The sequence below is a fragment of the Halorubrum rarum genome, assembly GCF_048380895.1.
Classification (GTDB): Archaea; Halobacteriota; Halobacteria; order Halobacteriales; family Haloferacaceae; genus Halorubrum.
Window position 1 is genome coordinate 45,787 of the sequence record NZ_JBLWMN010000015.1, and the last position, 19,099, is coordinate 64,885.

General features: G+C 66.3%; 16 protein-coding genes. 4 read left to right on the forward strand and 12 right to left on the reverse strand.

Annotation, left to right across the window (positions count from 1 at the left end; all coding sequences use genetic code 11):
• Positions 1-399: 399 nt before the first annotated feature.
• From ACNSN7_RS11550 to ACNSN7_RS11565, 4 genes are all read right to left on the reverse strand, one after another.
• Positions 400-741 (reverse strand): hypothetical protein, encoded by a 342-nt coding sequence (locus ACNSN7_RS11550; RefSeq protein WP_418282441.1) that lies wholly within the window; start codon positions 739-741, stop codon positions 400-402.
• Positions 734-1,147 (reverse strand): MarR family transcriptional regulator, encoded by a 414-nt coding sequence (locus tag ACNSN7_RS11555; protein WP_418282442.1) that lies wholly within the window; start codon positions 1,145-1,147, stop codon positions 734-736. The genes ACNSN7_RS11550 and ACNSN7_RS11555 overlap by 8 nt, the downstream gene beginning before the upstream one ends.
• Before the next feature lie 250 nt (positions 1,148-1,397).
• Positions 1,398-4,055, reverse strand: a complete 2,658-nt coding sequence (locus tag ACNSN7_RS11560; protein ID WP_418282443.1) for a DUF7827 domain-containing protein — start codon at positions 4,053-4,055, stop codon at positions 1,398-1,400.
• Positions 4,052-4,186 carry a hypothetical protein gene (locus ACNSN7_RS11565; protein ID WP_418282444.1) on the reverse strand — a complete coding sequence of 45 codons (135 nt, stop codon included), beginning with the start codon at positions 4,184-4,186 and terminating at the stop codon, positions 4,052-4,054. Before ACNSN7_RS11565 ends, ACNSN7_RS11560 begins: the two co-directional genes overlap by 4 nt.
• A 253-nt stretch (positions 4,187-4,439) precedes the next feature.
• On the opposite strand from ACNSN7_RS11565, the gene ACNSN7_RS11570 reads away from it, so the two are divergent.
• On the forward strand, positions 4,440-4,709 hold the full coding sequence (locus tag ACNSN7_RS11570) for a hypothetical protein (protein WP_418282445.1): 270 nt from the start codon (positions 4,440-4,442) through the stop codon (positions 4,707-4,709).
• A gap of 114 nt (positions 4,710-4,823) precedes the next feature.
• On the opposite strand, the gene ACNSN7_RS11575 is transcribed toward ACNSN7_RS11570, so the two are convergent.
• A complete protein-coding gene (locus tag ACNSN7_RS11575) occupies positions 4,824-5,231 on the reverse strand; it encodes an ArsR/SmtB family transcription factor (RefSeq protein ID WP_418282446.1) in 408 nt (135 codons plus the stop codon).
• A 98-nt stretch (positions 5,232-5,329) separates the two neighbouring features.
• On the opposite strand from ACNSN7_RS11575, the gene ACNSN7_RS11580 reads away from it, so the two are divergent.
• On the forward strand, positions 5,330-5,947 hold the full coding sequence (locus tag ACNSN7_RS11580) for a DUF7509 family protein (protein WP_418282447.1): 618 nt from the start codon (positions 5,330-5,332) through the stop codon (positions 5,945-5,947).
• A gap of 83 nt (positions 5,948-6,030) precedes the next feature.
• Here the strand turns inward: ACNSN7_RS11580 and ACNSN7_RS11585 are convergent, their stop codons facing one another.
• Positions 6,031-6,474 carry a VanZ family protein gene (locus ACNSN7_RS11585; protein WP_418282448.1) on the reverse strand — a complete coding sequence of 148 codons (444 nt, stop codon included), beginning with the start codon at positions 6,472-6,474 and terminating at the stop codon, positions 6,031-6,033.
• Between the two features lie 154 nt (positions 6,475-6,628).
• Between ACNSN7_RS11585 and citZ the strand changes: the two genes are divergently transcribed.
• Positions 6,629-7,780 (forward strand): citrate synthase, encoded by a 1,152-nt coding sequence (gene citZ / locus ACNSN7_RS11590; protein WP_418282449.1) that lies wholly within the window; start codon positions 6,629-6,631, stop codon positions 7,778-7,780.
• A gap of 341 nt (positions 7,781-8,121) precedes the next feature.
• Here citZ and ACNSN7_RS11595 read toward each other — a convergent pair whose 3' ends face one another.
• The 6 genes from ACNSN7_RS11595 to alaS form a co-directional block, all read right to left on the reverse strand.
• Positions 8,122-9,285 (reverse strand): acyl-CoA dehydrogenase family protein, encoded by a 1,164-nt coding sequence (locus ACNSN7_RS11595; RefSeq protein WP_418282450.1) that lies wholly within the window; start codon positions 9,283-9,285, stop codon positions 8,122-8,124.
• A gap of 329 nt (positions 9,286-9,614) precedes the next feature.
• Positions 9,615-10,853: an ABC transporter substrate-binding protein gene (locus ACNSN7_RS11600; RefSeq protein WP_418282451.1), complete on the reverse strand. Its 1,239-nt coding sequence runs from the start codon at positions 10,851-10,853 to the stop codon at positions 9,615-9,617.
• A gap of 157 nt (positions 10,854-11,010) precedes the next feature.
• Positions 11,011-12,522 carry an MFS transporter gene (locus tag ACNSN7_RS11605; RefSeq protein WP_418282452.1) on the reverse strand — a complete coding sequence of 504 codons (1,512 nt, stop codon included), beginning with the start codon at positions 12,520-12,522 and terminating at the stop codon, positions 11,011-11,013.
• A gap of 41 nt (positions 12,523-12,563) precedes the next feature.
• Positions 12,564-13,277, reverse strand: coding sequence for a type 1 glutamine amidotransferase (locus ACNSN7_RS11610; RefSeq protein ID WP_418282453.1), 714 nt, complete (start codon positions 13,275-13,277; stop codon positions 12,564-12,566).
• Positions 13,278-13,394: 117 nt separating this feature from the next.
• The gene (locus ACNSN7_RS11615) at positions 13,395-14,198 is read right to left on the reverse strand and encodes an alpha/beta fold hydrolase (protein WP_418282454.1); all 804 of its coding nucleotides are present in this window, start codon (positions 14,196-14,198) and stop codon (positions 13,395-13,397) included.
• Positions 14,199-14,219: 21 nt separating this feature from the next.
• Complete coding sequence (gene alaS / locus ACNSN7_RS11620) at positions 14,220-16,997, reverse strand: alanine--tRNA ligase (protein WP_418282455.1); 2,778 nt, start codon at positions 16,995-16,997, stop codon at positions 14,220-14,222.
• Positions 16,998-17,121: 124 nt separating this feature from the next.
• On the opposite strand from alaS, the gene ACNSN7_RS11625 reads away from it, so the two are divergent.
• Positions 17,122-19,011: an ATP-binding protein gene (locus ACNSN7_RS11625; RefSeq protein ID WP_418282456.1), complete on the forward strand. Its 1,890-nt coding sequence runs from the start codon at positions 17,122-17,124 to the stop codon at positions 19,009-19,011.
• Positions 19,012-19,099 lie beyond the last annotated feature (88 nt).

Here is a 19,099-nt window from a genome sequence, read left to right on the forward strand (position 1 = left end):
ACGATCTCGAAACGTCGGGGTTCGGTCGTCGATCTCAGTCCTCGCTCGTCGTCGACGGCGGACTCGCTCCGGAAGGGATCTCGCGCGTGTCTCCCGTACTCGGGGATGAACCCGACGCAATGTCGTGGTAGCCGTCGGAGTAGATAAACCGTTTATAATTAGTTGCTCGATGAGTGGCTCTCGGCGGAGCGAGTACTACCACCTCCAAAGCCCCAGCCGCGACGGCTCGCGCGCGCCGACCGCAGAGACTCATCCGGCACGTGGGTTTGGATTTATAAATGGTATTCTGAGAGAATACCGATGGAGAAAGTAGTACTCAATATACAACTCACGTCACTACGACTTGCTTACGCCTCAGACCGGCTCAACTGGACTGTGCCCGCTTCCACTATCCAGCAGTTACGCAAGTAGGGAAATGAGTGATTTTTTCACCAGTCTCCGTCCATTTTCTGTTAGCTCTCCTGTCGTTCTTCCGTTCATGAGCGATGCCGGTGCGATCGTGTATAGTGCCCATGGCATCAGGTACGACGTATCGGAGAACGAGATACCGTTGAGGTGCTCGTCTTTGAGCTCAGGTGTGGTTTGCTGGTACTTTCCGGCGCTTGTTCCGACACACATCACGGTACAATCAGTGGCGCTGAACGGGTGTGTCTCGTGAGCTAAGACGATAATTGGCCTCTGCGGATGTGCATTCGTTGGATCCTGTGCCCAGCAAACATCTCCTGCGGAGAGTTTACTCATTCAGTTCGTCCATGTCGTCTTCCAACTCCGTGAGCTCTGCGTCGAGTTCCTCGTCAGTGAAGCCCTCACCGATCCGTGTCTCGGGTTGTTCAGGGTTCGCGTCCACATCGCGGTGGTGGCCGAACATCCGGTTCAGTTGGTCGAGGCTGGAGACGTACCGTCGGATGTCTTCGCGGTCGCTCAGGGCGTGGTAGTAGCCGTCGTCGGTTTTTCCGACGTAGTCGTCGTCGAACAGACGTTTCAACGTGGTTGTGGCAGTTCCTCGGGGGATGTCGAGAGCGTCCGTGATCTCCTGTGGGGAGTACCCCCACTCGGGGTTCCGATACAGGTACGCCACGATGTCCGACTTCGTGGTTCCCGGCCGAAGGGTGAGCTCGGGGTCGTGGTCTTCGATGAGCACCGGCATTATGTACCCGAATGTAGTCCATTGTATTATAAGGATGTTTCGGTGGGGTCACGGACGTGGGTCCCGCTACTCGCCGAGCGATCGCACGATGAGTCGCGTCGCCCGTCACGTCGCGTGTGCGTCGACGTCGCGATCGCCGTCGCTGGTCGACGTGGGTGCGATAAAGAAACCGTGTGTGGGTCGGCCCGCGTGGGCCGGTGGTTCGAGTGTGAGACGCCGAAGCGCTTAGTCGCGAGTGCGTTCGTCCGAGTTAGGGACGGCGGCGGGTCGCGAGCAGCGCGGCGGCGAGGAGCGCGACGAGAGCGACGACTGCGCCGAAGCCGGGCGTGTCATCTTCGGTCTCCTCGGTCTCCTCTTCGGTCTCCTCGGTCTCGGGTTCCTCAGTCTCGGGTTCCTCGGTCTCCGGCTCTTCCGTCTCCGGTTCCTCGGTCTCCGGTTCCTCGGTCTCCGGTTCCTCGGTCTCCTCGGTCTCCTCTTCGACCGCTTCGACCACAGTGCCGTCGACGTCCGGGTTGTCATCAAGGCCGCTCTGGCGGACCGTGATGGTGTACTCGTCGCCGATGTTCTGCGGACTGAAGTCGAATTCGGTCGACCACGTGCCGTCAGCGGTGACAGCAACGTCCTCCTGCGTCTTAATGAAGGACGGGCTGGTTCCGGATGCCGAGCGCACGCGGAGGTTCACTTCGCTACCGGGTGCGACGTTGGACGTTCCTTCGACGACCTGGCCCTCAGCGTTCGTCACGTTGTAGGGGTCCTGGTCGAACTCGAATTCACGCTCCTCCACGCTGAAGGAAGCCGTCACGCTCTGGTAGTAGTTGTTGCGCAGCTCAGTCGTCGTGAGCTCGTCGCGGTCGTCCTCGTCAACGTCGAGGAGGCGCTCGTCCTGCACGCGGAAGCGTGCGTCGAACGCGTCGCCGTCCTCAGCCGTTCGCTCACCGTCAGTCTCGACCTGGTCGAGGTCGTAGACGATGTAGAGGTTGTCCGAGTCCTCGTCCTCGTAGACTTCCGTGTCTGCCGCGTCGAGGACGTTGAGGACCTTACGCTCTGCGTTCGTAGTCGTCGTGTCTGCCGTCTGGCGGACACGCAGGCTGAGCGACGCCTGGTCGTCAATGCCGTTCTGGTTGCTGACGAGAGCGTCCAGCGCATCGGACGGGTTGTCGCTCACGTTCGCGAGCAGACCGGTGAGGCCCGATGCCTCAACCTGGTGGATGACGTAGTCGCCCTCTGCGACCGTGTCGGTCTGCGTCACTGCGTCGTTTTCGATCTGGGAGGTGAGCTCCGCGATCGCGTCGTCGTCGTCGCTGTCCGCGTCGCGGACGTCGTCGACGGTGTCAGAGGAAGCCGTCCAGATGGTCTGGCCGACCGTCTCACGGTCTTCGATCACGAGCGTCCCGATCGTGTCGGGGTTCTCGAGCGTCTCGCCGTAGTCGGCGTCAGTCGTCGAACGGATGGAGAGGTCGTAGTCACCCGTACCGAGGATGCTCAGTCCGTCTCCAATCTCGTTCTGCTGAGGGCTCGAGAGCGAGGCGTCGGAGTCGTCGTCCGCGATCTCGAAGAGGTCGTCTGCGTAGTCGGAGGAAGTGTTCCCTGCAACGTACGTGTTGAACAGGACGGTTACTTCGTCTTCGCCGTCGGAGTCAATCGTCACGTTCGCCTGGTAGCCAACGTTCTCCTCGTCACCGATGACGAGGTGGCCTTCTTCAGTGTCGTCGAAGGTGACGGTAATCGCGGCAACGTCACCCTGCTGTTCGGTGACGATCTGCTCATCAAGGCCGAGTTCGCCTTCACCAGCCTCGGTCACTTCGATCGAGGTGGTGTCTTCGGCTTCAGTGTCAGTCGACTCGAAGAGGAACTCGTAGTTCCCCGTCGAGATGTCGGACACGTTCGAGAAGTTCGCGGAGTACGTGTCGTCAGTGACGCCTTCAATCGTGATGCGGTCCTCGTCATCGTCGACAGTCGTAACGTCGAATTCCTCGGTGAAGAGGGCTTCGAGTTCGTCAGCGTCGAGGTCGCCGTCGGCGCTCACGTTGAGCGCGTAGGAACCGCGGTTGGAGTCAATCTCAATGTCGGCACTGTCATCAGCCGCGACAGTGTCGTCCTCGAACTCCGTGTCGAGAGTCATGAGCCGAACCTCGAACGTGTTGTCGAGGCTGGGTTGACTAGGTAGGTCGGGACCACGAACGAAGTAGTCACCAGTCTCGAGGTCGCTGGTGTCGATGACGATCTGGCCATCGTTTTCCGGACTAACTTCTTCGACGAACTGGCTGTTAGTGACGGAGCCGCCTTCGGACGCAGTCACACGGCGCAGGTCGTAGTTTTCAGTGGAGTCAATCGAACTGTTGTAGAAGGTAACTTCCTGTCCCTGGAACGGGTTGCTCGGGACGTAGCCATCTTCCACATTCAGCGTCTGTTCTGCAGATGCGTAGTCGTTCCCGCCTGCAGAGACTACCCCGGTAGAGGAGTTGTTAAGGACAACACGGTGGTCGTAGGAACCAACGTCAAGGTTACCGATGGCGGTTGCTGCACCAGTGAATTCGTACTCCTCAGATTCACCAGGCGCGATGTTGAAGTTCCCGTCAGTGAAGGCTATGCTGTCAACAGAGGCGAAGCCACTGCCTTGGTCGACTTGGAACACCAGTTCATCGCCTTCAGCGATGTTAGTGGCGTTGAAGTTGTTTGTCGCATCGTCGCCGTCAACAGAGACGGTGACACTCGGTGCTACTTCAGTTCCCTGTGCGATGGTCTGACCATCGGTAGGAACATTATATTCGATCGTCACATTGTCGCCGTCGGTGTCTGCTGCAGCCGCAGGAGCGGCAGCAAAGCCGACCGCAACCATGGAGACGACCATGATCACCGCGAAGAAGACCGCATTGGCCTTCTTGCGTGTGTTATTGTCGTTTGTCATTGTTTGTTGTGTGTTGTCTGCATCGCGGCAGTAGCTTTCTCCTGACCTTCGACCGCCCGATCATCGTCGACGCCAACGCCCTCAGCGGGATACAGCCGGACTCGGTCGCGGATACTCAACTCCTGTCGCATTAGGGTAGGGGTTGCAGCCGTGTGTTAAAGGGGTCAGTATAAATACTTTGTGTGGTTGCCACGATTCGTGTGAATGGCTCACACGGACGTCTGACGGGGGTGAGACGACCGTTCTCGATCGTGAGAACCCGGTGTGATCGATGATCGTGAGCACCGACCCATAAGCGCCGTCTCCCCCGGTCGTGAACGCCGTGAGCGACACCCGTGTACGCCCGTTCGAGAAGGTCGTCGTCGCGCGTCGGCGCTCGAGTGTGTGGATCCTCCGTCCGCACGCACGCGCAGTGGAGGATCTGCCGGTGCCGCCGCCGCCGAACCCCGCGACGACGAGGAACGCATCGATCGCGTGGACAGGGACGCCGTCGAGCACGCCTCGCCTCTCGTCGATGTCCTCCCGAACGACCGCCGCATCCATTGTTCGTCGTCCGCGCCCGTCTCCGCGTCGGACGCGAGACACCCGTCGATGACCGTCCCGCCCGCCTGTCCGACCCCGATGAGCGCGGGCTTCACGCCGAGGATCCCCTGATACGGTCCCGGACGTCGTGCGACGGCGCGTATGAAGGGTGGAAACGGAACACGAACGGTACGAGGGCGGCGACGACGACCATCGGATCACCTGCCGTTCGAAACGGGCAACTACCTACTGTGAACCGTCGTACATGGACTCGAACGCCTGCTCCCCTCGGATCAGCTCGTCGACGCCGTCCGTGAGCGTTACCTCGCCGAACACCGTCGCACGGTAGTACGTGAAGAACCCGTCTTGCCCGCGTTGCGTGCGTTGGCGCTTCTCGATCAGTCCGACAGCGACCAGCTTGTTCAGGTGATAGTGGAGCGTACTGTCGTCGATCCCGATCGCCTCCGCAAGCTCCGTGGGGCTTCGTTCCCCGCCGTGGACGAGCCGATAGAGGATCTCATACCGGGTGCGGTGTCCGACGGTCGCGTGCATATCGAGGTACTCCTCGAGGCGGAGGACGCTGTCGTCGGGCAGCAACTCCGCTGGATCCGTCGGCAGATCCCCGTCGACCGTCCGCGTTTGATCGGTTGCCATCCTGCGTTACAGTACGTGAAGAACATACTTAGTCGTTCTCGAGCCGGGATTCCCCAAAAACACCGTCTATTATATATGCGAGCCGGGTAGGAGTCGCCATGTCGGGCGAGATCACCCGGACGAGGATCGCTGAGCGATTAGGGAGTGTGACGTATGACCAGTTCCTGTTCTATCTGATGGGACCGTACAAGTCTTTCAACCTCAATTACGTCCTCAGTGAGGAGGAGCGGCAGGGGATCGACGTCGATTCCCTGCCGGGGCCGTTGCGCCGACTCTTCCGTAACGAGGACGACATCAACGAGGCGAAAGCCCTGTTGCGGCGAGTGCAAGGTGCGCTCCGGACGGACCCGGGAGTGAACGCCTTCCTCGCGATCGACGTCGACATGGATCTCAAAGACGTGGATGCGGTCACGCAAAGCATCGAGTTCACGCGATGTAGTAACGCCACTGCGTTCGTGGTCCCGTTTCTCGGCCACAATTTCGGTATCGGAGAGGAAGCCGGGAGCATCCTTCAAACGCTTTCGGACACCCACGGCGAGCGGTTCGTGTTCGTGCACGAGGCGGACGTCTCGAGCGCAATGATCCGGTCCGCAAGAGTCCGATGGGATCTCCGCGTTGAAACGTACGAAACCGAGGCGGAACTCGTTGCCACGCTTCGACGATTCGCGGGCGAGATCATGCATCGTGAACGCCGGGGCGAACTCGACACGAAGTGACGGCCCGTCGGACTCGACTAACCGAGAGATCGTGCGGAACTTCGGGCCCGCATGGCCCGAGTCGAGTGTTTCGCCCCGATCGGCTACCCGAGGTGGGGATTCGAGCACCGCCGGGCGAGCCGCCCGAACCGAACGTACCGGTCGATCACCCGCCAGCAGCCGACTGCGACGACCGCACCGAACGCGTTGACTACCATATCCGTGCGGTCGAACGTGCGGGACGGAACGGTCGACTGGAGGAGTTCGATCGCGACCCCGTAGCCGACTGCAACGGCGAACACGACGATCAACACCTGCCAGTCCGGCCATCGAGAGTCGTGGAGTGCGTACGCGAGCGTTGCCGCGAGTCCCCCGTACGCGAGGAAGTGTAGCCAGTTCGAGAAGGCGAACACCCCGAGTGGGCCGGTCCGGAACGACCCGGATCCGGGCGGCGTCAGTATCGAGTAATACAGGATCGTTCCGGCGACCGCGAGCACGATCCCCCAACGGAGCGGTTTCGGAACGAGGGGAACGCGGAGTGGACGCATGTCGACTCGGAAACGCGTCAGCGTCAAAAAGACGTTGCAGTCGAGTCCATATCCCCCGAGAAACGACGTTCAACGCCGTCCCGTACGCCGATCGTCGACACGTAATCATCCCGAAAGATAACACTTTTCGGGTGGTAGCGGAAACCGATCGGATATGTCTGACGAGCTAAAGCGGGGATTGGAGGGTGTACTCGTCGCCGAGTCCGGACTGAGCCACGTCGACGGCGAAGTCGGGAAACTCGTCTACCGAGGGTACGACATCGACGACCTCGCCCACGAGGCGACCTACGAGGAGGTGTTGTACCTCCTCTGGAACGGCGAGCTACCCACGCGCACGGAGCTCGACGCGTTCACCGCCGAGCTCGACGCCGAACACGACGTCCACGACGACGTCCTCGAAACCGTGACCCAACTCGCCGACGCCGGCGAGCGACCGATGGCCGCGCTCCGCACCGCCACGTCGATGCTCTCGGCGTACGACCCCGAGACCGACGCCGACGCCGAGGACCGCGAGGCCGCACTCAACAAGGGCCGCCGCATCACCGCGAAGATGCCCACGGTCCTCGCCGCCTTCGAACGCGCCCGCCAGGGCAACGCGCCGGTCGACCCCGACCCCGACCTCTCTCACGCCGCCAACTTCCTCTACATGCTCACGGGCACCGAGCCCGACGCCGTGAGCGAGGAGACGTTCGACATGGCGCTCACGCTCCACGCCGACCACGGCCTCAACGCCTCCACGTTCGCCGCGATGGTGATCGGCTCCACGATGGCCGACGTCTACTCCGGCGTCGTCGGCGGCATCGGCGCGCTCAGCGGCCCGCTCCACGGCGGCGCGAACCAGGACGTGATGGAGGTGCTCCACGAGGTCGACGACTCCGCGAAGGACCCCGTCCAGTGGATCACCGACGCGCGCGACGCCGGCCGCCGCATCCCCGGCTTCGGCCACCGCGTCTACAAGGTGAAGGACCCGCGCGCACACATCCTGGAGGAGAAGCTGCGCGACCTCTCGGAGTCCGCCGACGACACGAAGTGGCTGGAGTACACGACCGCCATCGAGGAGTACCTGAGCGAGGACGAGGGATTAGCCGAGAAGGGAATCGCCCCCAACGTCGACTTCTTCTCCGGCTCCGTCTACGACCACCTCGGCATCCCGATGGACCTGTACACCCCCATCTTCGCGGTGAGCCGCGCCGGCGGCTGGATCGCCCACATGCTCGAGTACCAGGAGGACAACCGCCTCATCCGCCCGCGCGCCCGCTACACCGGCGCGACCGACGCCGAGTTCGTCCCGATCGACGAGCGCTAGCCGCCATCGACGGGCGAAGACGAACGATCGCTCCCCGACGACCCTCCCCGACGGCCGTCCCCGACGACCCTCCCCGACGGCCCTCCCCGACACGCCCCCACGGTTGACTCTCGCGGTGATCGAACGACGACGGACGACGCGTCACCGATCCGGAGCCGAACGCGCGTTGCCCGAGCTCCGGCGCGAGCGGGACGCGCTCCGACCGGCCGGATGCCCGCTCTCCGACGACCCGTCCGAGCGAGCGCTCCGATCGAGCGCCGACTGACGGTCGAGACGCGTCCGCGCCCGCGGGCCGCAGCGAAACGGGTCCCGCCGTCGAGGGCGTGGGTCTCGCTACCCGCTCACTGATACGCCGCGATCCCCGTGAGGTCCTCGCCGAGGATCAGCGTGTGGATGTCGTGGGTCCCCTCGTAGGTGTAGACGGTCTCCATGTTCGCCATGTGTCGCATCGGCGAGTAGTCGGTCGTGATCCCGTTGCCGCCGAGCATCTCGCGGGCGATCCGCGACTGGTCGCGGGCCGTCCGGACGTTGTTGCGCTTCGCCATCGAGACGTGCTGGGGCCGGAGGTCGCCGCGCTCTTTCAGCTCCGCGAGCCGGTAGACCAACAGCTGGCTCGTCGTGATCTGCGTCGCCATCTCCGCGAGCTTCCCCTGTTGGATCTGGAAGCGGGCGATCGGGCCGCCGAACTGCTCCCGGTCGATCGCGTACTCGCGCGCCTGCTCGAAGCAGTCCCGCGCCGCGCCGACCGCGCCCCACGCGATCCCGTATCGGGCCTGCGTGAGACACGACAGCGGGCCCTTCATCCCGCTGACGCCGGGGAGGACGTTCTCCGCGGGGACCCGAACGTTCTGCAGACCGATCTCGCCGGTGATCGACGCCCGCAGGGAGAGCTTCTCGTCGATCTTCGCGGTCGTCACGCCGTCGCGGTCCGTCTCGACGAGGAACCCGCGAACCGGGCTCTCCTCGGCGGAGACGTCGCGCGCCCAGACGACGGCGACGTCGGCGATGGGCGAGTTCGTGATCCACGTCTTCGAGCCGTTGAGCACGTACTCGTCGCCGTCCCGCTCCGCGCGCGTCTCCATCGCCGAGGGATTCGAGCCGTGGTTCGGCTCCGTGAGCCCGAAGCAGCCGACCGCCTCGCCGCGCCCCATATCGGGCAGCCAGCGCTCCTTCTGGTCGTCGCTGCCGAACGCGTGGATCGGGTACATCACGAGCGCGCCCTGCACGCTCGCCATCGATCGAAGCCCGGAGTCACACGCCTCCAACTCCTGCATCAGGAGTCCGTAGGCGGTCTCGGAGACGTTCGGGAGCCCGTAGCCGTCGAGGTTCGGCGCGTAAAAGCCGAGCTCCCCCATCTCCTCGATCAGCTCCGTCGGGAACGTCCCCGCCTCGAAGTGGTCGCCGATGTCGGGCCGCACCTGCTCGTCGACGAACCGGCGAGCCGTGTCCCGGATCAGCCGCTCCTCCTCGTCCAGATCCCCTTCGAGCCCCACGTAATCGAGCATAATCGAACATGGGAGTCCTCTCGACAAAAGCGGATCGAATGGGTTCTGCGGCCGCCCCGCGCTCCCGGCAAGAATCGGTCGCCTCGTCCGCGCCGCGGCGAACGGCGGACGGCGGACGACGGACGACGGACGACGAACCGATCGGACCGAAACGACGAGGAGTGGGACGTCGAACCGATCGAACCGAAACGACGAGGAGTGGGACGGCGAACCGAACCGATCGGATCGGACCGAGATCGAGTCGGAACGGGTGATGCCGCGAGCGCGGTCGGGAGCGTACCGACTGGAGCCACGGCGAGGACGCCCCACCGACAGCCACGGGCCGTCGGCTACTCGTCGATGAACGCGTGGTCGTCCGGATCGAATCCGGGGATCGGTGACGACCGGAACGTGGGCGTGAGCCGGTACTCCCCGTCCGGATAGTGGTCGGGCGCGCCGGGTTCGAAGCCGCTGAGCATGTGGACCAGCCCGTCGAGTTCGCCCCACTCCGTGTACGAGATCGGCTCCGCGAACACCGTCTCGAAGGAGATGTCGTGGATCGCCTCGGCGATCGCGTCCGGATCGGCCTCCCCCGCGTCCTCGGCCGCGGCGGCGATCAGCTTGCCGGTCGCGTAGCCGTACGCCTCGTGGGTGCCGAACCGGGCTCCGCGGTCGTCCGCGAACCGCCCCGCGACCTCGTGGAACCGGTCGCCGTACGGGTCGCTCGCGTGGAGATGGAGGAACCCGTCCGTCGCGTTCTCGCCGAGCCCGCCGTACAGCACGTCCGGCGGCAGCCCGGCCCCGGTCGTGATCTCCGGGTCCAGCCCGACCTCGATCGCCTGGTTGTGGATCGCGATCGATCCCGGCGGGTGGCCGGTCGCCATCAACAGCTCCGTCGCCGCCGAGAAGTTCCGGAGGTACGGCGTGAAATCCGTCTCGTTCTGGGGAGCCACCGCGACCGAGAGGTCGACGTCGTCGGGGAGTAGCGACTCCAAGCTCGCCGCGAGCGTCCGGCCCCACTCGTAGTCGCCGACGATCGCGGAGACGACCTCGTAGCCGCGCTCCTCGATCAGCTCCACCTGCGGCGCGACGTCCGTCGCGGCGGGCTGTGAGCCCATCCGGAACGTGTACTCGGTCCCCGTCGGCAGGATCGAGTGTGAGCCCGCCATATGCAACACGAGCGGGACGCCCATCTCCTCGGCCGTGTCGCGGGTCAGCAGGCCGACGTCGCTGGAGACGGGGCCGGTGACCGCCAGCGCGTTCTCCCGCTCGACGAACCGTCGGAACAGCGTGTCGGCCTCGCTCGCGTTGCTCTCGGAGTCCGCCTCCTCGACGGCCACCTCGCGGCCCAACACCCCGCCGTCCGCGTTCAGCTCCTCGACCGCGAACGCGAGCCCGGCCGAGTGAGCCTGCCCCCACGGGGAGAAGCCGCCGGACAGCGGCTGGATCGATCCGATCGTGAACGTCTCCCCGTCGGCGTCGTCGGCGGTTCCGGTCAGACAGCCGGCCGACGCCGCGACCCCGGCGACGCCACCCGCACGAAGCACCGACCGCCGGGTGAATCGACCGGCCGTCACGTCGTCACTCATGGTCCATCCGTCAGTGACGAGCGAAGTAGTAGCTTACGGACCCGCCCATCACTGATCGAACTCGTACATCGGGTTCCACGAGTGTGCATCACGAACCGCCCGACTCGCCACGAGCGGCCGGTACACTCTCGCCGAGGCGCGAGGGCCGACCCATCGGTCAGTCGGCGGGCTCGGTGTTCGTCGGCCCGCCCGCCGCCGCGTACACGCGATCGGAGTAGAGCAGTCCGATACAGACGCCGGCGAGGAGCGGTCCGGCCGCGAGCAGGAGGAACCCCTCACGCATCCCGACGACGTCGAGGAGGTACCCGATCGCGGTCGGCAGCGGAGCCCCGGTCAGCGTGACGGCGGTGAACACGTAGCCGAACGTCCGTCCCTCGTGCTCGGGCGGGGAAAGGTCGCTTATCAGGGCGTCACGCGCCGGGTTGACGCCGTACAGTCCGGTTCCGAGCACGACGAGGATCACGACCAAAAGCGCCGGGTGGAGGGGAACGATCGCAAGCACGACCATGCCGGCCGTCGCGATCGCCATACAGCCGATGAGGACGAGGCGGGGATCGCGGGCGTCCGTCACGCCGCCGAGCACCAACTGCATCGCGGCACCGGCGAGCAGCAGCACGGAGAAGTACACGGACGCGACGGACTCGGCCCCCACGTGGACGCCGCCGATCTCGACGGAGTACGCGTACACGGCGACGATAAACGCCGGCAGGAACGTGTTGAGCCCCCGCGTCGACAGCATGCTCGTGATGAAAAACAGGTACACCGCCACCATCGGATAGAGGAACCCCCGACGGTCCCCGTCGCCCGTCTCCGTCGGTGCGGTCCCGTCGGCGGCGGTCCCGTCGGCGGCGTCCTCGTTCGCGTCCGTCGATGCGCTCCCGTCGACGTCGGTTCCGTCGGCGGTGGCGTCGGTGGTCCCGACGCCCCCCGTCGACGCCTCCCCGTCGTTCTCCTCATCGTCGCTCCCCGCACCGTCGCGACTCCCGCCTCGTGGACCGTCGTCGCTCGCCTCGTCGGCGGAACGCTGCCCGGCCGGGACCGTCTCGAACTCGTCGCTCCGGAGGACGACGAAGAGCACGACCCCGTAGACGACTCCCACGACGCCGAACAGGACCACGATCTGCTGCCACGCGAGCAGGAGGATCGCCACGGCGACGATCGCGGGTGCTGTCGCGTCGCCGATCTTCGAGGACGCACCGAACACGCCGAGCACCTTTCCCTTGTTGGACGAGTGCACGTTGTCGGTGACCATCGGGTACCCGACGGGGTGGACGACGGCCAACCCGACGCCGACCGCCAGCATCGCGAGGGACATGACGAGGAACCCGCCCTCGAAGACGTACCCCGCGAGCGTCACGCTCGGCAGCGGTCCGCCGAGAACCGGTGCGGCCGCGAACAGGACGTACGCGGCCCCGGTGAGCACGATCCCCGTCGGAAGCAGGTAGCGGCGGTCCATCCGGTCGGACAACACGCCGACCGGTGCCTGTACGATCCCCATACCGATCGCGTACAGCGAGATCAACAGCCCCAGCTGCCACAGCGGATACGCGAGCGCGACCGCCAGAACGGGGATCAGCGGCGGAAGGATCCGATAGTAAACGTGCTGGGAGAAGTGCGCGGAGCTGATGACGACTGCGAACCGGAGCTCCCGATCCGATAACCCGTACACGGTGTCGACTCAACGTTGCGTCGAGAACTGATAAAGCTAGGTTAGTCGGCAGCGGCCGCGTGGACCGATCGCTCCGCCTTCAGGTCGCGGGCGTACGCGACGAAGTTATCGAAGACCGACTTGGCCTCGCAGGCGGCGTCGTACTTCTCGACCGTGATCTCCGAGAGCACGGCGTCGACCCGAGCGTCCCCGAGCCGCTCGCGTTTCCCGTCGGTTACCTCGCGGGCGGTCTCGACGTCGTACTCGGGGTGGAACTGCAGGCCCCAGCAGTGTCCCGTGCGGAACGCGTGGACGCCGTACTCGTTTTCGGCGAGTAGCTCCGCGCCGGGCGGCAGTTCGACGACGGCGTCGCCGTGCGTCGTGAACACCGTGAACTCCTCGCCGACGTCGGTGAACAGCTCGTCGCCCAGGTGCCGGACCGTGTTGTAGCCGATCTCGAACTCGCCCATGTCGTCGACGCGCCCGCCGAGCGCCTCGGCGAGCACCTGATGGCCGTAACAGACGCCGAGGATCGGGACGCCGTCGTCGGCCGCCTCGGCGACGTAGTCGACGAGCGGTTGGATCCATGCCTCGTCCCAGTACACCGACGAGCGGGACCCGGTAACGACGATCCCGTCGAAGTCGGTGTGGTCGGGGAGCTGTCGGTCGTTTACGTTGAACTCTGCGAGGTCGGCCGCGAGCTCCCGCCGGAAGTTCCGTCGGGTGTTCGTATCGTCGCGAGCCGCGTTCAGCAGCGCGAATCGGAGCCGCGTCATGTCCGACCCAACGCGCGAGTGCCTGAAAACGGTTCCGTCACTGCGAAACGCTACCGCCGTCTCGGTCGGCACGACCCGCCGTCTCGGTTCGGGCGACCCCGCACGTCACGCCCCGTGCTACTCGATCGTGGTGCTTGCGTGCTCGGCCAGCCAGCCGACGACGGCGTCGTTGACCGCGGCGGACGCCTCGATGCCGACGAAGTGGCGCGCGTCGTCCACGACGAACGCCTCCCCGCGCGGCAGCCCCGCCGCGAGCGACTCGCCGGCCGTGATCGGACAGACGGTGTCTTCTCCCCCGTGGACGACGAGCGCCGGGGTCGTCGCCTCGTACAGGCGGTCGGACCGATCGAACGCCGCTATCGCGGCCCGGTGCGCCTCGAACACCGCCGGTGGCGCGTCCTCGGAGCACCGCCACTCCGTGATCCGCGAGAGCGCGTCGGGATGCGCCTCGCGGAACCCCGCCGAGAGCAGCCCGGTCAGCGACCCCTCCACCGCGTTCGGGGTGGCGGGATCCGCCCACACCCCCGCGGGGTTGTACGCGTCGCCCGAGGGCGGCGTCCCGACGAGGACGAGACTCGCGGGTCGCGAGGAGGCCATCCCGTACGCGAGCGCGACCATCCCGCCGAGCCCGTAGCCGACGAGGTGCGCGTTCCGGATCCCCTCGGCCGCACACACCGCGTCGACGTCGCTCGCGAGCTGCTCGACGGTGTACGGCCCGTCGGGCGCGTCCGAGCGCCCGACCCCCCGCGTCTCGGGTGCGATGACCGTGTGTGGACCCGCGAGCGCGGCGTGTTGCCAGCCGAACTGCCACGCGCCCAACCCGACGTCGCCACAGAACACGACCGCCTCGTCGCGGTCGCCGATGCCGCCCTCGTCGACCTCGTACCGGATCGACACGTCGCCGTTGTTCGCGTAAGGCATGGACGATTCGCCCCCGGCCGTTCAGGCCTCCTGCAGGCGCTGTAACACGTCCGGTGCGGCCGCCAGCGCGGCGTCGAGCCGGTCGACGTCCGGGCCGCCGCCCTGCGCGAAGTCCGGCGGGCCGCCGCCCCCGCCGCCGACCCGCGAGGCGAGCTCGGAGACCACCTGTCCGGCGTTGACGTCGACGCCGTCAGGAACCCCGACGACGAAGCTCGCGGACTCGTCCGCGCCGCTGCCGACGACGGCGACCTTCCCGTCCTCGACGTGGGCGTTCGCGGTCGCGCGGAGCTCGTCGGCGTCGCCGTCGAGCCGCTGGATCACCGCCGAGAACCCGTCGAAATCGACCTCCTCGGCGTCGGCACCGCCGGACGCGCGCGCCTCCGCCAGCTCCGATTTCAGCGACTCGACCTCCTTGCCGCGGGCCTTCCACTCCTCGAAGAACCGCTCGGCCGTGTCGGGCACGTCGAGCGGGTCGACGTCGAGCGCCTCGGCCGCGTCGAACAGCGCGTCCTCCGTCCGCTGGGTCGCCTCGATGGCGGCCCCGCCCGCGGCGAACACGATCCGCTCGACGCCGTCCTGGACGGGCTCCGTTTTCAACACCTTGATCGCACCGATGTCGCCCGTGCGGTCGACGTGGGTGCCCGCACACGCCTGCACGTCGTCGTCGCCGACGTGGATCAGTCTGACGTTCGTGCCCGGCGGAACGCCCCCCTGATACAGGTCGAAGCCGTGCTCGGCCTCCGCCTCGTGGCGATGGGGCCACTCCTGTCGGACCGAGACGTTCTCGCGAACGAGCTCGTTCGCGACGCGCTCGATCGCGCGGACCTCCTCGCGGGAGATCCGCTCGTAGTGACGGACGTCGAGCCGGGAGGAGTCGAGTCCCTTCTGTGCGCCGGCCTGTCTGACGTGCTCGCCGAGCACCTCGCGGGCGGCGTGACCGATCAGATGGGTCGCGGTGTGGTGAGCCCGGAGCCGGGTCCGGCGGTCGCCGTCGACCTGCCCCCGGACGAACTTGCCTTTCCCCGGGTCCTCGTCGGTGTGATGGAGGACGACGCCGTCGGTCTCCTGGACGTCCACGACGTCGACGGTCGTCTCTCCGACGGAGAGCGTTCCCCGGTCGGCCGGCTGTCCGCCGCCCTCCGGATAGAACATCGTCTGGTCCAACACCACGTCGTACCCCGACTCGCGCTCGATCACGTCGAGGACGACCGCCTCGAACTCCGTGCGCCCCTGATCGTCGTAGAACAGCTTCTCGGTGTCGGGCAGATCGTGGAGGCGCTCGTCGCGCTCCGTTTCGGCGTCCGCGCCGTCGGCCTCCTCGTGACGGTCCGCGACCAGCGAGTAGAAGTCGTCGGGCACGTCGACGGTCGCCCCGCGATCGGCCGCGATGTCGGCGACCATGTCCGGCTGGATCCCGTGGGAGTCGTACAGCTCCAGCAGCTCCGCGGTCGGGATCGGTTCGTCCGTGCCCGCGTACTCGTCCGCGAGCTGTTCGACCTTCCGGGAGCCGCGCTCCAGCGTCTTCCGGTACTTGCGCTCCTCGGTGCGAACGATCTCGCGGATCGTGTCGCGGTTCTCGTAGCCGAGCCGCTCGGCCTGCATGTCGACGAGCTCGTCGATCGGGGCGTCGACGCCGACGTCGTCGACGAGCCGCTTGGTGCGCCGGAGCACCATCCGCGCGAGGTAGCCGGTCCCGACGTTCGAGGGGACGATGCCGTCGCCGAACATGTACGCCAGCGTGCGCGAGTGGTCGGCGATCGCGTAGATCGACTCCAGCGGCTCGACGAGCTCGCGGAGCCGGTCGACGTCGACGTCGAGTTTCGCCGCGATGTCGCCGCGGGCGTCCTCGACGTCGTCGACGTCGTCGATGTCCAGGCGACCGGAGAGCTTGGCGGCCCGGTGGATCAGCGTCCGCTCCGCGTCGGTGTGGTCGATCCCCGCGTTCTCCTTTAAGAAGTCGATGGCGTCGGGGTAGATCGCCTCGTAGACGGTGGCGGTCCCCTGGCTCATCCAGCTCCATCGCTCCAGCCCGTAGCCGGTGTCGACGATGTACGTGTCCATGAACGAGTACGTGTGACCGTCCTTCATCTCGTAGTCGCCGTCCGGGTCCCGCTCCATGCACATGAACACGAGCGTGGCGAGCTCCGCGCCTTTATAAATGACCTCGATGGCCGGGCCGGCGTTGCCGCCGCCGACCCACGGGTCCTCGATGTAGGTGATCGCCGACAGGTCCGCGCCGAGGCTCTCGAACAGCTCGTCGCAGTACTGAACCGTCTCGTCTTTCCAGTACACCTCGCCCTCGTAGGCGTACTCCTCGTCGGCGTCCTCGCGCGTGTTGAACGCGTGGTGGGCCATCATCTCGAACGCCATCGTGTGGCGGCCCGTCTTGCCGACGTTGTCGATGTCCTGCATCCGGATACACGGCTGGCTGATAGTCAGCGGGTTCGCCGGCGGCGGCGTCTTCCCGCTCGTGACGAGCGGCTGGAAGTCGTAGATCGACGCCTGCGTGAGCAGGACGTCGTCGCGCCAGCGGTTCGCCGCGACCGGGTACGGCTCGATCCGCTCGTGGTCGTTGGCCTCGAAGAAGGAGAGGAACGCCTCCCGCATCTCCGAGAGCGTGTACGGCTCCGGAAAGCCCGGATCGTCGATGAAGCTGTAGTCCGCACACGGCGGTTCGCCACACAGGTCACGGTCGGCGTCGCGGGTCCAGAAATGCGCTCCGCAGGAAGGGCACTCCTTGCGCTCGAACCCCTCCTCCTCGAAATAGTCGAGGCGGTACTCCGCGTCGAGATCGCTCATTACCATGTTCTGGCCCGTGTTCGTCTAAAAGGGTTCCGGGGACGCGGTCGTCGAACGCGATCCCCTCTCGGGGCGGAATAGGTCGGAAAAGTTATATCAATCCGAAACGATACCCGGACAACTCGTGGATCGTGTCGCGATCGACGGCCGGACGACGATCGTTCTCGCCGACGAACACGTTGCCAACGAACTCCTGGCGCGGGAGTGGACGACCCGCGACAGCCCCGCCGACGTCGCCGCCGACGATCTCGCTGCGGCCGACGTGGTGGTCGTCACCGACCGGGACGGGGTCGACAGGGTGCGGGATTCGACCCCGAGCACTCCCGTCGTCGCCCTCGTCGACGATCCGACCGGCGAGGTCGCGGTCGATCCCGTCGTCGACGGGGTCGCGACCGATCCGGCGGACGTCGACGAGCAGGTCCGATGGGTGCGAGCCAGACGCGAGCGCGACACGGTCCGGGACGACCCCGCGAGGAGCCCGTCCCGGATCGAGCGGCTTCACGCGAGCGCGACCCGCCTCGCGTCGGTCAGGTCCCCCGAGGAGGCGTATCGAGCGACCGTCGGGATCGTCGAGGAGGTGCTCGCGGCCGACCATGGCGTCGTCGGCGTCGTCGACGGCGAGTGGGTCGAGCCGGTCGCGGCCTCCACGGATCCCCCGGCCGGGGAGTACAGCCGGGTCCGGGTCGGCTCGGGCTCCGCGGGCACCGTCGTCGAGACGGGCGAGGCCGTCATCGAGTCGGCGCTCGATCACGACACCTACGGATCGGCGGTCACCGTCCCGGTCGGTGACGACACGGTCCTTCAGGCGGTGTCGACGGAGTCGGACGCGTTCACCGACGCGGACCGCGAGCTCGCGGAGCTGTTGGCCTCTCACCTGGAGGAGACCATCAGTCGACTCCGCATCGACGAGGCTCGTCACGCGGAGCGCGACCGGATGCTCGCGCTGTTCGAGAACGTCCCCGACGCGGCGGTCGCGTACGACTACGTCGACGGCGAGCCGTACGTCCAGCGGGTGAACACCGCCTTCGAGGAGACGTTCGGCTACGCCGCCGAGACGGTCGTCGGGGAGTCCATCGACGAGTACATCCTCCCGCCGGACGACGACGCCGTCGCGGGGGCTCGCGACCTCAACGAGAAGCTCCAGCAGGGCGAGAACGTCCGCCGAGAGGTGACCCGCCGGACGGCCGACGGCGACCGACACTTCATCCTCCACGTCATCCCGATCCGGCTCGGTGCCGAGAACGTCGCCGGGTTCGCGATCTACACGGACGTCACCGATCGCCGCGAGCGGGAGGCGATCCTCCGGCGGCAGAACGACCAGCTCGACGAGTTCACTGCCATCGTCTCGCACGACCTTCGGAACCCGTTGTCCGTCGCGAACGGGTACCTCGAACTGGCGCGCGACACCGGCGACCCCGAGTACCTCGACAGCGTCGGCGACGCGCTCGACCGGATGGACGAACTCGTGACGGACCTCCGCTCGCTGGCCCGCGAGGGGCGGGTCGTCGGCGACACGCGAACGGTGTCGCTGGCGGCGATCGCGGAGGAGGCGTGGGGGAGCGTCGACACCGGCGACGCGACGCTCGTCGTGGAGAGCGACCGGACGTACGAGATCGACGCGAACCGCGTCCGAGAGCTGTTCGAGAACCTGTTTCGGAACTCCGTGGAACACGGTTCCACGAGCAATCGGGCGGAGGCCGATGACAGCGTCGAGCACGGCCCGACGGGGAGCCGAACCGCAGCCGACGGCGATGACGACCCCGTCACGGTCCGCGTCGGGACCATGGCGCTCCGCTCCGGTGACGCGAGCGGGTTCTACGTCGAGGACGACGGGCAGGGGTTCACGGAGGACGATCCCGACCGACTCTTCGAGAGCGGCTACTCCACCGACTCCGACGGGACCGGCCTCGGCCTCGCGATCAGCAAACACATCGCGGAGGCACACGGGTGGGACGTCCGCGCGATGACCGGCGAGGACGGCGGCGCACGCTTCGAGTTCCGGGCCGGTGAGTGACTCTCGTACGGGCGATCGCAGGTGCGACTCTCGTACGGGCGATCGCAGGTGCTACGGGTGATCGCGAGCGTCCACGGCCGCCCGTGCG